The 12,784-nt window shown below is 63.3% G+C and carries 15 protein-coding genes; 7 read left to right on the top strand and 8 right to left on the bottom strand.

Annotation, left to right across the window (positions count from 1 at the left end):
- Positions 1-4: 4 nt before the first annotated feature.
- The gene (locus U5A65_RS14345) at positions 5-244 is read left to right on the top strand and encodes a hypothetical protein (protein WP_321910692.1); all 240 of its coding nucleotides are present in this window, start codon (positions 5-7) and stop codon (positions 242-244) included.
- 51 nt (positions 245-295) lie between these two features.
- A complete protein-coding gene (locus U5A65_RS14340; protein ID WP_321910694.1) occupies positions 296-580 on the top strand; it encodes a hypothetical protein in 285 nt (94 codons plus the stop codon).
- A 42-nt stretch (positions 581-622) separates the two neighbouring features.
- Here the strand turns inward: U5A65_RS14340 and U5A65_RS14335 are convergent, their stop codons facing one another.
- A complete protein-coding gene (locus U5A65_RS14335; RefSeq protein ID WP_321910696.1) occupies positions 623-820 on the bottom strand; it encodes a DUF3562 domain-containing protein in 198 nt (65 codons plus the stop codon).
- Positions 821-879: 59 nt separating this feature from the next.
- On the bottom strand, positions 880-1,917 hold the full coding sequence (gene pstS / locus U5A65_RS14330) for a phosphate ABC transporter substrate-binding protein PstS (protein ID WP_415764858.1): 1,038 nt from the start codon (positions 1,915-1,917) through the stop codon (positions 880-882).
- 344 nt (positions 1,918-2,261) lie between these two features.
- Between pstS and U5A65_RS14325 the strand changes: the two genes are divergently transcribed.
- Complete coding sequence (locus U5A65_RS14325) at positions 2,262-3,632, top strand: hypothetical protein (protein ID WP_321946639.1); 1,371 nt, start codon at positions 2,262-2,264, stop codon at positions 3,630-3,632.
- Positions 3,575-3,970 carry a hypothetical protein gene (locus tag U5A65_RS14320; RefSeq protein WP_321946638.1) on the top strand — a complete coding sequence of 132 codons (396 nt, stop codon included), beginning with the start codon at positions 3,575-3,577 and terminating at the stop codon, positions 3,968-3,970. Before U5A65_RS14325 ends, U5A65_RS14320 begins: the two co-directional genes overlap by 58 nt.
- Before the next feature lie 71 nt (positions 3,971-4,041).
- On the opposite strand, the gene U5A65_RS14315 is transcribed toward U5A65_RS14320, so the two are convergent.
- Positions 4,042-4,929 carry an NAD(P)H-binding protein gene (locus U5A65_RS14315; RefSeq protein ID WP_321946741.1) on the bottom strand — a complete coding sequence of 296 codons (888 nt, stop codon included), beginning with the start codon at positions 4,927-4,929 and terminating at the stop codon, positions 4,042-4,044.
- A gap of 204 nt (positions 4,930-5,133) precedes the next feature.
- Here U5A65_RS14315 and U5A65_RS14310 point away from each other — a divergent pair, with 204 nt between their 5' ends.
- Positions 5,134-6,030 (top strand): AraC family transcriptional regulator, encoded by an 897-nt coding sequence (locus tag U5A65_RS14310; RefSeq protein ID WP_321946637.1) that lies wholly within the window; start codon positions 5,134-5,136, stop codon positions 6,028-6,030.
- A gap of 27 nt (positions 6,031-6,057) precedes the next feature.
- Here U5A65_RS14310 and U5A65_RS14305 read toward each other — a convergent pair whose 3' ends face one another.
- The 4 genes from U5A65_RS14305 to U5A65_RS14290 form a co-directional block, all read right to left on the bottom strand.
- Complete coding sequence (locus tag U5A65_RS14305; protein ID WP_321910706.1) at positions 6,058-7,041, bottom strand: MDR family oxidoreductase; 984 nt, start codon at positions 7,039-7,041, stop codon at positions 6,058-6,060.
- A 46-nt stretch (positions 7,042-7,087) separates the two neighbouring features.
- On the bottom strand, positions 7,088-7,723 hold the full coding sequence (locus U5A65_RS14300; protein WP_321910708.1) for a TetR/AcrR family transcriptional regulator: 636 nt from the start codon (positions 7,721-7,723) through the stop codon (positions 7,088-7,090).
- Between the two features lie 55 nt (positions 7,724-7,778).
- Positions 7,779-8,795 (bottom strand): SLAC1 anion channel family protein, encoded by a 1,017-nt coding sequence (locus tag U5A65_RS14295; RefSeq protein ID WP_321946636.1) that lies wholly within the window; start codon positions 8,793-8,795, stop codon positions 7,779-7,781.
- A gap of 134 nt (positions 8,796-8,929) precedes the next feature.
- Complete coding sequence (locus U5A65_RS14290; RefSeq protein ID WP_321910714.1) at positions 8,930-9,862, bottom strand: LysR family transcriptional regulator; 933 nt, start codon at positions 9,860-9,862, stop codon at positions 8,930-8,932.
- A 127-nt stretch (positions 9,863-9,989) separates the two neighbouring features.
- On the opposite strand from U5A65_RS14290, the gene U5A65_RS14285 reads away from it, so the two are divergent.
- Positions 9,990-10,793, top strand: a complete 804-nt coding sequence (locus tag U5A65_RS14285) for a putative hydro-lyase (RefSeq protein ID WP_321946740.1) — start codon at positions 9,990-9,992, stop codon at positions 10,791-10,793.
- Positions 10,794-10,841: 48 nt separating this feature from the next.
- Positions 10,842-12,137: an MFS transporter gene (locus U5A65_RS14280; protein ID WP_321910719.1), complete on the top strand. Its 1,296-nt coding sequence runs from the start codon at positions 10,842-10,844 to the stop codon at positions 12,135-12,137.
- 14 nt (positions 12,138-12,151) lie between these two features.
- On the opposite strand, the gene U5A65_RS14275 is transcribed toward U5A65_RS14280, so the two are convergent.
- Positions 12,152-12,739, bottom strand: coding sequence for a flavin reductase family protein (locus tag U5A65_RS14275; RefSeq protein ID WP_321910721.1), 588 nt, complete (start codon positions 12,737-12,739; stop codon positions 12,152-12,154).
- Positions 12,740-12,784: the final 45 nt, after the last annotated feature.

The following is a 12,784-nucleotide window of genomic DNA, read 5'->3' as shown; positions in this document are numbered from 1 at the left end:
AACGATGAACGCGCGAATCGACACCGAAGCACGCCGCAAGCGGTACGCCATGCACCGCCTTGGTCTGGCCATGAAGCGGCTGATGAATGCCGAAGCGGCAACCGAAAAAATGATGGCGACGCGCTGGGTGAATGCCTGGAGCGCTTCCGTGGGCGAGCGATGGTTCGCAGCAAGCCCCTATGGCAGGCTTAATCATGCGGCTTTGATGCGAGTCCCAATAAGGGGTCGCGAAAGCCATATGTAATGCGCTATATCGGGACCGCAGCCGTTAATATGAAACAAAACGCATATTTAATTGACCAATGGGGGCGCGAAACGCTATTGTCATAATTTAGACATTTCCGCGTTTACCTTGGCTCTTGCAGAATACGAAACCGCGCATCCGTTGAATATCGAACTGGATGGCGTGAACTACGCGGGCACATACCGCGTGATGGCTGGAAGCGTCATCGTCTACTTCGAAAACGAAATCAAGTCGGCGCAGCACGGAACGAATCGTCCCGAGATCATTGCACGCTGGGTGTTGACCGACCTTTGCCGTAAAGCCGATCTCCGCAGGCGCAAAGCCGGCAAGCGCTGATTCGAGCATGCGCGTGGCATTGGCATGCTGCCGCGCAAGCGTTCAGTGCGCATTCTTGCGCATGTTCCGAAGGTCCTCCCGAACGCGCCGCGAGACGAGCACGGTCAGATAATCCATCACGCGTGCGCCGTCACTGAACTCCGCCCACGTTTGCTCATACATCTGCGCGACGATTTCCAGCGGCGTTTGCGTTTCGGTCGCGATCGCCTTCACGATCTCTTCTGCAGCTTCCTGTTTCATCAACGCCTCCCTGGCGCAAAGGCGCCTGGCGTGAGAACACTCGTGCACTGACGTGGAAGTTATTGCACGGCAACCGCTTTATTTGCGACGTCGTCGCTTTTATCTCCGTGCCATTGCGCGCGGATTTTTGCCACGACTACCGCGGGCAGCGGAATATAGTCCAGCGCCTGGATCGTCGGCGCGCCGTGCGTGAACGCCCAATCGAAGAACTTCAACGTTTCGGCGCTACGCGCCGCATGGTCCGGCGTTGCCTGCAGCAGCACATAGGTCGCGCCCATTACGGGCCATGCGTCCTTACCCGGCTGATTGGTCAGCACCTGAAAGAGCGAGCTCGACCAGTCCGCATTCGCGGCAGCCGCGCTGAATGTCTGGACGCCCGGCTCCACAACCGTGCCCGCCGCGTTGGTCATGGCCGTGTAGGTCAGATGATTCTGCTTCGTAAAGTCCCAGGCGATATAGCCTATCGCCCCGGGCAGATAGCCGACGAACGTGGCAACGCCCTCATTGCCCTTGCCGCCTATTCCCAGGGGCCAGTGAACGCTGGTGCCTTCGCCAACCTTGTGTTTCCATTCGGGGCTCACCTGCGAGAGATAGTGCGTCCAGATCAGCGTCGTGCCCGAACCATCCAGGCGCCGTACGACAGCGATTGGCGTGTCGGGCATCTTCAGATTCGGATTGAGCCGCGCAATCGCCGGGTCGTCCCAATACAGGATCTTGCCGAGAAAGATCTGGCCCAGCACCTCGCCGGTCAGCATCAACTGCCCGGCCTTGATGCCGGGAAGATTCACGACGGGAACCACGCCGCCGATCGCGGTGGGAAACTGCCGCAATCCTTCCTTGCTCAATTCCTCGCTCGTGAGCGGGGCGTCGGAACCGGCGAAGTCGACCGTGTGCGCGACGATCTGCTTGAGGCCGTCTGTCGAGCCAGTGCTGTGATAGATCACCTTGCCGCCGCCGGACTTCTGGTAGTCGGTAGCCCAGTGGGTGTAGAGGGGGGCGGCGAGCGTGCTGCCGCAGCCAGTCACATCTTGCGCGCGGCACGTCAGCGCACAAACACCGCAAATGAGCGCGGCAATCAGGGGGCGCAATGGTCTCACTAGCCTCTCCCGTTATTCATGTTCTGCGGGGCTTCACGGATGTCTGATCGCGTCCGCGTAGAGTCAATTACAGGATGATGACAGGCAGGATTCAAATTGAATCCTGCTATCGTGCCGCGGTTTTTGACGAAGCGTTGCACGCGCGATTCGCTAGATGATGAGGATAACAAACTATGTGATCTACGCCGAAGCCTGGCTGAAGAGACCGGTTTCCGCAGAGGAAATCGCATGGGCGAAGCGGAAACACTGCAACGAATCTTTCACAATATTTCGCTACGGTAAGCGGGATTGACCCCGAGTTCGTCTTGACAAAATGCTTGTAATTCCTTTCGGAGACGCTACAGATGGCCATCCATACCCTTCGCTCAGCCTTGTGCGGCGCCTGCTTTGCCGCACGTCCTTCGCGTCTTGCCATTGCCGCTGCCTTGGTCTGTACCAGTGCAGGAGCCGCCGCAGCCACGCAAAATACGGACGCGTTTTTCGGTGGTTCGGGCTTGCTCGTCGTGAGCCGCAGTGTGTACGACAATGTGTCGAGCAACGTCACCGCCGGTATGACGCTGCCGCCCAGTTGCAATAGCGCGCAGGCGAGCTGCCCCACGGGCGGCGCGCCGAGTGACGGCACCTACCCGGCAGTCTGGAACAACGTGCTTTACGATCCGAGCTTCGGTATCACGTCGCGCATTTTCCTCGACACCATCACGCCGGGAGGCCAGGTCGTCCGCACGCTGGAAGTGCCCAACAGCCTGCATCCGGGCCATGATCACGACCAGCTCGTGACGAGCTTCAGCTCCAAGTCCGAACTCGCGCTCAACCTCTCGAGCGACGGCCGCTACCTGACTTTCATGGGCTACGTTGCGCCGGTCAACGCGATCGACGTATCGAACTCGAATACGCCTGGCGCGATCGACCCGACGAATCCGGACGGTCAGGTGTTCTATCGCGCCGTGGCGCGGCTCGATGCCGAAGGGCACTTTTCCTTCACGGAGACTAATGCCTACAGCGGCAACAACGGCCGCAGCGCGCTGCTCAACAACGGCAACGGCAACGGCAACGGCGAAGGCAACGGCTTTTACTACACGGTGGGCAATGCAGGCAACGGCGCGAATCCGCAGCCGGCAGGCGTGATTCTTGGCGCGGGTTCGCAATTCATCGAAGCGACGCACCAGCACGAAGCGCAGCAAACGCCTGGCACGCCCACGCCGCTCGCGAGTTTTTCGGTCACGCAGCTCGGTGCGAAGGCCGACAAGGTCGGCAAGGACGACAACTACCGCGGCCTTACCGTCTTCAACAACGTGGTGTACTTCACGAAGGGCAGCGGCAGCAACGGCGTGAACACGGTGTACTTTGTCGACACCACGGGCAAGGCGTGTCCCACGAGCGGGGTAGGCGTGCCGGTGGCGGGCGCGAAACTGCCCACCAACCCGCTCGCGTACGACGCGTCCACGTTGACGACCAGCGGCTTGCCGAGCAATGTATGCGTGCTCGCGGGCTTCCCGGCCACGCCGAACAAGTCGGCAACGACGCTTTCGTACCCCTTCGGGCTGTGGTTCGCCGACGCGAATACGCTTTATGTCGCCGACGAGGGCGACGGCTATGCGGGTGGACGGACCTGTACACGCATGCGGCACAGCAGACCACTGCGGGCCTGCAAAAATGGGTGTACAACGCGGGCACGAAATCGTGGAAGCTCGCATACACGCTCCAGAACGGCCTGAACCTGGGTACGTCGTACACCGTGGCACGCTATCCGGTCGGCACGAACAGCGCGACCAACCTGCCGTGGTCGCCCGCCACCGACGGCTTGCGTAACATCACGGGCCACGTCGAGCAGGACGGCACGGTCACGATCTGGGCCATCACCTCGACGGTGAGCGGCAACGGCGACCAGGGCGCGGACCCGAATCGCCTCGTCGCCGTGCGCGACGTGCTGCGCAACAGCACGGCGACAAGTGCTGCGAACGAGCGCTTCGTGACGCTGCGCAATGCGGGCTTCGGCGAAGTGCTGCGTGGCGTGTCGCTGGCGCCGGGCGGCCCGTTCGGCAAGTGGTTCTGATCGCCGCGTAGTCAAGCGGGAACGGCCAGGCGTGTACGGCGGCTGGCCGTTTTTTCATCGCGGCGTGCGTATTATTGGCGGTTGAATTTCGCAACGAGCGGGCCGAGCACGTCTGGTAATGCGGTCGTGCCGAAACGCCGCTCGCTGCGGCTCGCTTCCACATCGATGCGGCCGGTGTTGTAGACGTCGTAAAGGTCGGTGATGAGCCGCGCGTGATTCTCGCTGAGTCCGGCCTTGAGCAGCATAGGCGTCCACGATTCGCGCGGCAGCGCATGAGGCGTGATCGTGCGACCGCCCGCTTCGCTGAGTGCCGCCGCGATGTCGTTCACACTGATTCTCTGCGGTCCCTCGATGCTCACAATTCGCGCCGTGTCCGACTGCTGCGAATCGAGCAGCAACTCGGCGCTCGCTGCGCCGACGTCCTGTGCGGCCACCGAGGGAAAGCGGTGCTCCAAAGGCAGATGGAGGCTTGGCAGCGTACCGCTGGCAAGCGCGCCGGGAATGAACGCCGCCCAGTTCTGCAGGTGTTCCGCTGAGCGCAGCAGCGTGAGTTGCGTTGCAACGGGCTTCAGCCGCTTTTCCAGGTAGTGATACAGCCGCGTAATACCCGTATTCAACGGCAGTTCCGCACCATAGTCGGAAATGGCGAGTAGCGCGGCGGGCGGATTTTCGCGCAAGGCGTCGGTGGCGACGTCGATCATCGCGCGCATGGTTGTTTCGGGATCCGTATCACCGGATGGAACGGGGCATAACAACTGAACGGCATGTGCGCCCTTGATCGCGGCCGCGACCGAGTGCGGGTCGGTGAGATCGGCGAGCGCGATTTCGCAGCCCAGCGCCGCGAGACTCTCGCCCTGGCGTGCTTGGCGCACCACGGCGCGTACCGGCTTGCCCGCACGGCGCAACGCGGCAGCGGTGACGCACCCGGCCTTTCCCGATGCTCCAAAAATCACGAACATAATCGCTTTCTCCTGGTTTGCGAGGTCTGCGTCATCGTAGGAAAACCAACGCACTGTGGCGCGCAGGAAAGGATGGCGTTGCGCAGAAACGGATGATTGAATACGTCCGCCATTGCACGGTGCGCGAGCGTTGCCGTAATCCAGTAAACTGGCCGCGAACATCACACGATTTCCCGCACGGCTTGAGCGTCGAAAAGGAATGTCATGAGCGCAGTGACTGCAGATTCGAACCAGCAGGCGGGAGCCAGCATCAGCCTGCGTTCGAGCGTTGGGTTGGGCTGGCATGGCGGCGGTGCCGAACTGCTGCGTGTGAGTGCGGGGCAGCATCGCCTTCCCGCGATGACGTATCACCGCGTCGGCATCCATATCGGCACGCCGGTGCGTGCGAGATGTGCGTGCGACGGCCGCCGGCAATCGCGGCTCCAGGCGCATGGCGACGCCGATGTGGTGCCGGCCGGGGTTGAAGGCGAATGGACGGACGATGGCGATTGCACGATTCTGCGCGTATGGTTCGACGACCGTTTCGTGAGATCGATTGCGCAGCAGATGGAGAACCCGTGGGGGCAGCGCGAGATCCGGCCGCATCTCCAGTTGCGCGATCCACGTATCAATGCGCTGGCGGGAGCGCTGCTGGCCGAGATCGAAGCGGGCACCGCTTGCGACCCGCTGTTCGCCGAGAGCATTTCCACCGCAATGGTCGTACGGCTGCTCAGTGGCGCGGATGCACCTCAAGGCCGGGCCGCCGTGCTGGCGGCACATAAAGCGGCGCGCGTGACCGATTACATCGAGAGCCATCTCGATCAGCGCCTCACGCTCGGCGAACTTGCCGCGCTGGTCGACTTGAGCGTGCCGCATTTCAAGGCGCTGTTTCGCGAGACGCTGGGCATGCCGGTGCATCAATATGTCGTGCGGCGGCGCGTGGAGCGGGCGAGGGCGCTCCTTATCGAAGGCAAACTCAGCCTGAGCCAGGTGGCGCTCGAAGCGGGGTTTGCGCATCAAAGCCATATGGCGCACTGGATGACGCGGCTTCTCGGCGTCACGCCGCGCGCGTTCGCGAAGGGGCGCGTGACTGGTTGGTTCGCGAAAGCGGCGAAATCATGAAGCGTTGAATCGCCGCTGCTGCGCCTGTTAGCGCTTGACGTCGACTACGAGCCGCCCGCGCACACGCCCGGCGAGCAGTTCGCTTGCGGCCGGAATGGCTTCGGCCAGACCGATTTCATGCGTAATCGTATCGAGCTGCTTGAGGTCGAGCGTTTCTCCCAACGCATGCCACGCTTGCTGCCGCTCCGCGAACGGACGCGTCACACTATTGATGCCGAGCAGGCTCACGCCGCGCAGAATGAATGGCGCGACCGTGGCCGGAAAATCCATGCCTTGTGCAAGGCCGCAAGCGGCCACTGCGCCGTCTGCGCGCAAGCTCGCGCACACGTTTGCCAGCGTGTGGCCGCCCACCGAATCGATCGCGGCAGCCCAGCGTTCTTTTTGCAGCGGGCGGCCCGGCTCCGATAGCGAGGCACGGTCGATGATTTCGACGGCGCCAAGCTGTTTCAAATATTCCGCCTCTTGCGGCCTGCCGGTCGAGGCCGCCACGCGATAGCCTCGGCGCGTGAGCATCGCAATGGCAAAGCTGCCTACGCCGCCGCTCGCGCCGGTGACGAGCACCTCACCATGCGAGGGTGTGATGCCGTGCCGTTCGAGCGCGAGAATACACAGCATGGCCGTGTATCCGGCCGTGCCGACTGCCATCGTTTGGCGCGGCGTGAACCCCGGCGGAAGCGGAATGAGCCAATCGCCCTTAACGCGCGCCTTTTGCGCGAGCCCGCCCCAGTGCTGTTCGCCAACGCCCCAGCCGTTGAGCACGACCGCGTCGCCCACCGCATAGGCAGGGTTGGCGCTGTGCGCGACCGTGCCGGCGAAATCGATGCCCGGAACCATGGGAAAGCTGCGCACGACCGGGCCTTTGCCGGTGATCGCGAGGCCATCCTTGTAGTTCAGTGTGCTGTAGCCGACATCGACGAGCACGTCGCCTTCCGGCAAACGTGCGTCGTCTAGCTCGGCGATGCGTGCCTCATACGATCCGGATTCCTTATCAATGAGAATGGCCTTGAACATGATGCATCCTGCTCCTGAAACGGTGAATGGTTGGCGTTGTCTCGGCTCACGCGCGAGGCAAGCCGGCGATGAAGCCTTTGAAGAAGGTGTCGAGGGGAGCCGCGCTGCGCACGAGTCGCGCTCTCAGCACGGCGCCTTCCCAGCCAATCCAGAAGAAAGCGGCGAGGGAAGTCAGGTCGATTCGCTTGGCGAGCACCCCTTCGCGCTGGGCCTCGCGCAGGCACGCCACGATACGCGCCTGCCAGCCCTGCAGAATGCGTTCGAGCGTTTCGCGAAAGTCGTCGGGCAGGATGTCCACCTCCACGCCGAGATTGCCGACGAGGCAGCCGCGCGTGTAGTGGTGGCGGGCCATGCCTTTGCTGGCGTCTTCGACAAAGGCGCCAAGGCGCTCCAAAGCGGGGCGCGTGTCGTCCTGCAGCCAGCGGTCGAGCTTCGCGCAGAAGTACGTATCGTACGCGCTCATCAACTCGCGCCCGAACGCTTCCTTGCTCTCGAAGTAATGGTAGAACGAGCCCTTGGGAATGTTCACGCGCTTGAGTACGGCGTCCAGCCCCGTGGCCGCGAAGCTCTGTTCGGTCAGCATTTCCATGCCCGCGCGAATGAGCGTTGCGCGTGTGTCGGCATGCGCGCGCGGGTCTTTCGGCGGCCTGCCGCGGCGCGGTTTGTCGATGGTCGGTTCCATGTCGACGATATTAGACCGATCGTCTATAAAATTCAAGCGCGGTCGTGCTGGCTCGCTAGTGGGCCAGTGCTTCGAGTTCTCCGCGCAGCACGCCCCACAACGTGCGGACGGCCAACAGGAGCAGCAGCGGCGTGACCGTTGCGAGCAAGAAGATCGCGATGCCATGCGTGACGGGACCCGGCGCATGGTCGGCGTAGCGTTCGGCGCAACTCACCGAGCCCGCAAGCGGAAAACTCACGGCCCACCACGAGAGCCGGAAAGGGCAGGTTATCGCGATGTAACGCAAGCGGCCCACGAGCACGGTGAGCAGGAACAGCGTGAGCATGTAGAGCGCGTCGGCAAAGCGATCGACTTCGCCCGTCACGGTGACATAGGCCGAGAAGCCCACGGCGAACGGCGCGAGCAGAATGAGGAGCGTCGGCTGCAGATTGTGGGGCATCGGCTCTTCGAACATCAGGCGCGAAAAGATGAGCGTGAAGAGCGGCACAGCGAAAAAGAGGCCTACCGCGAGCGCGAGCAGCAGGACGCCATTCACCCCCGTGATCTGAATGGCCGGCGTGGCGAGTGGAATGTCGATGAGCCCGACGACCGGCACGATCCACGCGGGCGTGGCGTGCGACGGCTGCTGACGCTGACTGAGCCAGCGCGTGATGACGAACCACGCAAATACGATCATGCCGATTGTGCCGGCGATCCACACCGCGCGCGCGAATGGCACGCTCAAGTCGGCAAGCGGGATGGGTAGCAGAAGCAGGCTGATGAACACGGTCCCAAAGAGATTGCCGGCAATGGGGTGGTTGAATTCGGCTTTTACGGCATGGGGGCCGGTGACCCATTTGACGGCGTAGCCGAAGCCGATCAACAAGAACGCCAGCAACGCAAGCACGCCGAAGGCCTGGGCGACCCACAGCGGCATGCCATACACGCGGTGCGCGAGCCGCCATGCGGAAGAGAGCCCGGCGAGCCCCATGACCGAACCGAACAGCGCAACGGGCAGGTAGCCGAGTCGTCCGGTCTGCGTGCTCGCCTGCGGACTGCCAAACGAGGTCGGCGTTTCGATGCTATCGCTCATGCGTGGCTCCTCGCCGTTCGAAAGACGCACCGCAGGATGTTTCTAAATGTTTGTCGTGCGAAGTATGGGTGGCTATTTCGCGCCACACGCGATCATAGCGGCCTGATGCAAATGCAAGCGCCAGGGCGCGCGACTCAAAGCCGCTCGATCAGCCGCTTTTCGCTGTGCGCGCAATAGTCGTGACACGCCGCACGCGCGGCGTTCGCCGCGCCGTGCACGAATAGCGGCGCGTCGGTGCGCCGCGACATCGAGACGACGATCGAAGGCGGCGATGGCTGCAGCGGCAATTCGACCACCTCGCCGCGTGCAATGAGATCGTCGACGAAGAGGCGCGGAATGGCGGCGACACCGAAGCCGTCGCGCACGAGCTGCACGATCACCGAGATCGAGGGCGACCCGGTAATGCGTGTGTCGGAGATGTTCACCCCGTTCGCGAGCGCGAGCTTGCTCACGATGTCTTCGAGTGCGCGATGCGGCGCCGTTCCGCGGCCGAAGGTCAGGATTGGATGCTGTAGCACGCGCCGCGCGAGCGAGCTGCGCGAGGGCGGAAAGAGGCCCGCGCGTGCGATCCAGTGCACGGGGTAGTTGGCGAGCGCGTCGCACACCACCGAGGCCTCGTCGCTGCCCTCCACGCGAATGATGAGGTCGAGCTCGCCCGCCATGAGACGCCGCTGCAACACGACGCTCACATCCACAGCAAGCTCCACTTCGAGTTGCGGATAGTCCTGGCTGAGCCGGCGCATGTAATCGGCGAGCCAGCTATGCACCACCGTTTCGATCACGCCGAGGCGCAGCTTGCCCCGCATGGTGCCTTCGGTGGACGCTGCGGCCTGCAACTGGCGCGTCGCCTCGACCACCGCTTTCGCGTAGCCGAGCAGATGTTCGCCATTGGGCGTGAGGCGGAATTCGCGGCTCTCGCGATCGACGAGCACGGTGTGCAGTTCGTCTTCGAGCGCCTTGAGACGCTGCGAAATGGCGGCGGGCGTGGCGTGCAGCGCCGTGGCCGTGGTGCGAAAGCTGCGCAGCTTCGCGAGCGTGACGAAGGTTTCGAGGAATCGCGTATTCATGGCGCGCGTGGGCGAGAGTAACGATGAAACCTCGGGAAAACCCGCGATTCCGTTAAGAAATTCTATTCGTCCGACTGAAGAAAAACTAGTTGGCGTCAATATTTTGTCTTTTCTATGCTTCGGCCTAATCCAGTCACGCCAGTCACGCCCCGAAGCCATGACCCCCTACGAATTCCGGCTTGCTGTACGCACACGCGACTTTCGCGGCCCCACGGCCGGACATTGCGGCGAGTACGCGCAGGCCAATCTTGCGATCCTGCCCGAGCCGTACGCGCACGACTTTCTGCGCTTTTGTCATGCGAATCCGAAGGCGTGTCCGTTGCTTGGCGTGGGCGCGCCCGGCGATTTCCGTGTGCCGGTGCTCGGCCGCGATATCGATATCCGCACCGACGTGCCGGCGTACAACGTGTATCGCCATGGCGAACTGAGCGAACGCGTGGATTCGCTCGAAGCGCTCTGGCAGGACGATTTCGTCGTGTTCGCCATTGGCTGCTCGTTCTCGTTCGAGCACATGCTCGCGCTCGAAGGCATTCCTTTGCGTCACGTGGAAGAGGGCCGCAATGTGCCGATGTACCGCACGCGCCGCGCAAACCAGCGCGCGGGCGTGTTCGGCGGCGATCTCGTTGTCTCGATGCGTCCCATGCGCGGCGCCGACGCCATACGCGCGGTGCAGATCACGAGCCGCTTTCCAGGCGTGCACGGCGCGCCGGTGCATATCGGCGATGCGGCGGAGCTGGGCATTGCGGACCTCGCGCGGCCCGAGTTCGGCGACGCGGTCACGATCCGCGCGGGTGAACTGCCGGTGTACTGGGCCTGCGGCGTGACGCCGCAAACGGCGTTGATGGACGCGAAGCTGCCGCTCGCGATTGCGCACGCGCCGGGCCACATGCTCATGACCGACATCACCAACGCATCGCTAGCGGTGTTCTGAGCCAGCCGCGCCCGTATTCATCAGCACGTCTATCAAAAGGAGCAACAGATGGACAGCAAGACACTCGCGTCGCCTGCCGCTGACTCGGCGCTATCTTCAGCGCAGGAGCGTTCCTGGTACGCGCACGCTTCGCCGCAGGCGCGTCAGGCGTTCTGGAGCTGCAAGGTCGGCTACATGCTCGACGGCATGGATACGCAAATGCTCTCGTTCGTGATTCCCACGCTGGTCGCGAGTTGGGGCATCAGCCTTGGCAATGCGGGCTTCATCGGCACGCTCACGCTGCTTTCGTCGGCGCTTGGCGGCTGGCTCGCGGGCATCCTCTCCGACCGCATTGGCCGCGTGCGCACGCTGCAACTCACGGTGCTATGGTTCGCGGTCTTCACGGGCCTGTGCGGCCTCGCGCAGAACTACGGGCAGTTGCTGGCCGCGCGTGCGTTGATGGGCTTCGGTTTTGGCGGCGAATGGACCGCGGGCGCCGTGCTGATCGGCGAGGTGATCCGCGCGAAGGATCGCGGCAAGGCCGTGGGCCTCGTGCAAGCGGGCTGGGCGCTCGGCTGGGGGCTCGCCGCGCTGCTCTATGCGGTCCTGTTCTCGGTTTTGCCGGCCGAACTGGCGTGGCGCTCGCTGTTCCTCGTGGGTCTCGTTCCGGCGCTGCTCGTGCTCGTGATTCGCCGGTATGTGAAGGAACCCGAAGTATTCCGGAGCGCCAAGGCGGCACAGGCCGAAGCGGGCGACGCGCCGCGCTTCACGGAAATCTTCGCACCGAAGCTGCGCTGGACCACCTTGCGCGCGGCGCTGCTCGCAACGGGGGCGCAAGGCGGCTATTACGCCATCACCACCTGGCTGCCCACGTTTCTCAAGACCGAGCGCCATCTCACGGTGATGGGCACGGGCGGCTATCTCGCGATGATCATCGCAGGGTCATACGTGGGGTATCTCTCGAGCGCCTGGCTCACCGACCGGATCGGCCGCAAGCCGAACTTCATCCTCTTTGCGGCGGGCTCAATGGTCATTGCGTTCGCCTACACCTCGTTGCCGCTCACGAATGCCTCGATGCTGTGGCTCGGCTTTCCACTCGGCTTCTTCGCGTCGGGCATTTTCTCGGGCATGGGCGCGTTTCTCACCGAACTCTTTCCCACGCGCGTGCGGGGCTCGGGGCAGGGCTTCTGTTACAACGTGGGCCGTGCAATCGGCGCGCTGTTTCCGTTTCTGATCGGCGCCCTCGCCAAGCAGTTCGGTCTTGGGCCGAGCATCGGCATCTTCGCGATCGCGGCCTATGGCGTGCTGATCGTGGCCGCGCTCACGCTGCCTGAAACACGTGGGCGCGAGCTCGAATCGGCTTGACGACGCTTGCGCGCTTACGCGAGTTCGCGCGCCTTGATCGTGTCGCTCGCGCGCACGAAATTGCCGGCGCCCAGATGGTGGATCGTGTGCAGGTCCGCGTTGCTGCTGTCGAGTTCCCAGTGGCCATTGCGGAAGGCGCGCGGATCGGCTGCGGCTGAAACCACTTCGGCGAAGCACGTGTCGTAGGCGTCTTCCGTGTGCCGCTCGGGAATCAGGCGGCATTCCATCCACGCGGAGCAGCCCGTTTCGAGCAAAGGCAAGCCGAGCTTCGGGCCGGTAATGGCGGCGATCTTGAAGCGCTCGAACTTGTCGGTCTCGCGGCCGCTCACACTGCCCACGGCATAGGTCAGATCGATGGCGGCGGCGCCCGGAATGATCACGCCGAACGTGCCGCTCGCATGGATCAGTTCGCGCGTGAACGTGCGCTTGTCGATCACAATGGCAATGCGCGGCGGCGTGAATTCCACGGGCATCGACCACGCGGCGGCCATGACGTTGTGGCGCTTGCCGTCGCTGCTGGTGACGAGCACCGTGGGGCCGTGGTTGATGAGGCGGCTCGCGTGTTCGAGCGCTACCGGCGTGAAAGTGGAGTGGTTTTCCATCGGCGTTGGATTCGCTGTGAGTCGGAACCCGAGCGACTTTACCTC

The organism is Paraburkholderia sp. J10-1, from assembly GCF_905220165.1.
In the GTDB taxonomy this organism is placed as follows: domain Bacteria; phylum Pseudomonadota; class Gammaproteobacteria; order Burkholderiales; family Burkholderiaceae; genus Paraburkholderia.
This window is presented reverse-complemented; position numbering and strand designations above follow the sequence as displayed.

Bases quoted from the DNA above. Each gene is read 5' to 3' on its own strand.
- U5A65_RS14280 (WP_321910719.1), top strand. From the start codon at position 10,842: ATGGACAGCAAGACACTCGCGTCGCCTGCCGCTGACTCGGCGCTATCT.
- U5A65_RS14295 (WP_321946636.1), bottom strand. From the start codon at position 8,795: ATGAGCGATAGCATCGAAACGCCGACCTCGTTTGGCAGTCCGCAGGCG.
- U5A65_RS14275 (WP_321910721.1), bottom strand. From the start codon at position 12,739: ATGGAAAACCACTCCACTTTCACGCCGGTAGCGCTCGAACACGCGAGC.
- U5A65_RS14305 (WP_321910706.1), bottom strand. From the start codon at position 7,041: ATGTTCAAGGCCATTCTCATTGATAAGGAATCCGGATCGTATGAGGCA.
- U5A65_RS14290 (WP_321910714.1), bottom strand. From the start codon at position 9,862: ATGAATACGCGATTCCTCGAAACCTTCGTCACGCTCGCGAAGCTGCGC.
- U5A65_RS14335 (WP_321910696.1), bottom strand. From the start codon at position 820: ATGAAACAGGAAGCTGCAGAAGAGATCGTGAAGGCGATCGCGACCGAA.
- U5A65_RS14315 (WP_321946741.1), bottom strand. From the start codon at position 4,929: ATGTTCGTGATTTTTGGAGCATCGGGAAAGGCCGGGTGCGTCACCGCT.
- U5A65_RS14300 (WP_321910708.1), bottom strand. From the start codon at position 7,723: ATGGAACCGACCATCGACAAACCGCGCCGCGGCAGGCCGCCGAAAGAC.
- U5A65_RS14325 (WP_321946639.1), top strand. From the start codon at position 2,262: ATGGCCATCCATACCCTTCGCTCAGCCTTGTGCGGCGCCTGCTTTGCC.
- U5A65_RS14345 (WP_321910692.1), top strand. From the start codon at position 5: ATGAACGCGCGAATCGACACCGAAGCACGCCGCAAGCGGTACGCCATG.
- U5A65_RS14310 (WP_321946637.1), top strand. From the start codon at position 5,134: ATGAGCGCAGTGACTGCAGATTCGAACCAGCAGGCGGGAGCCAGCATC.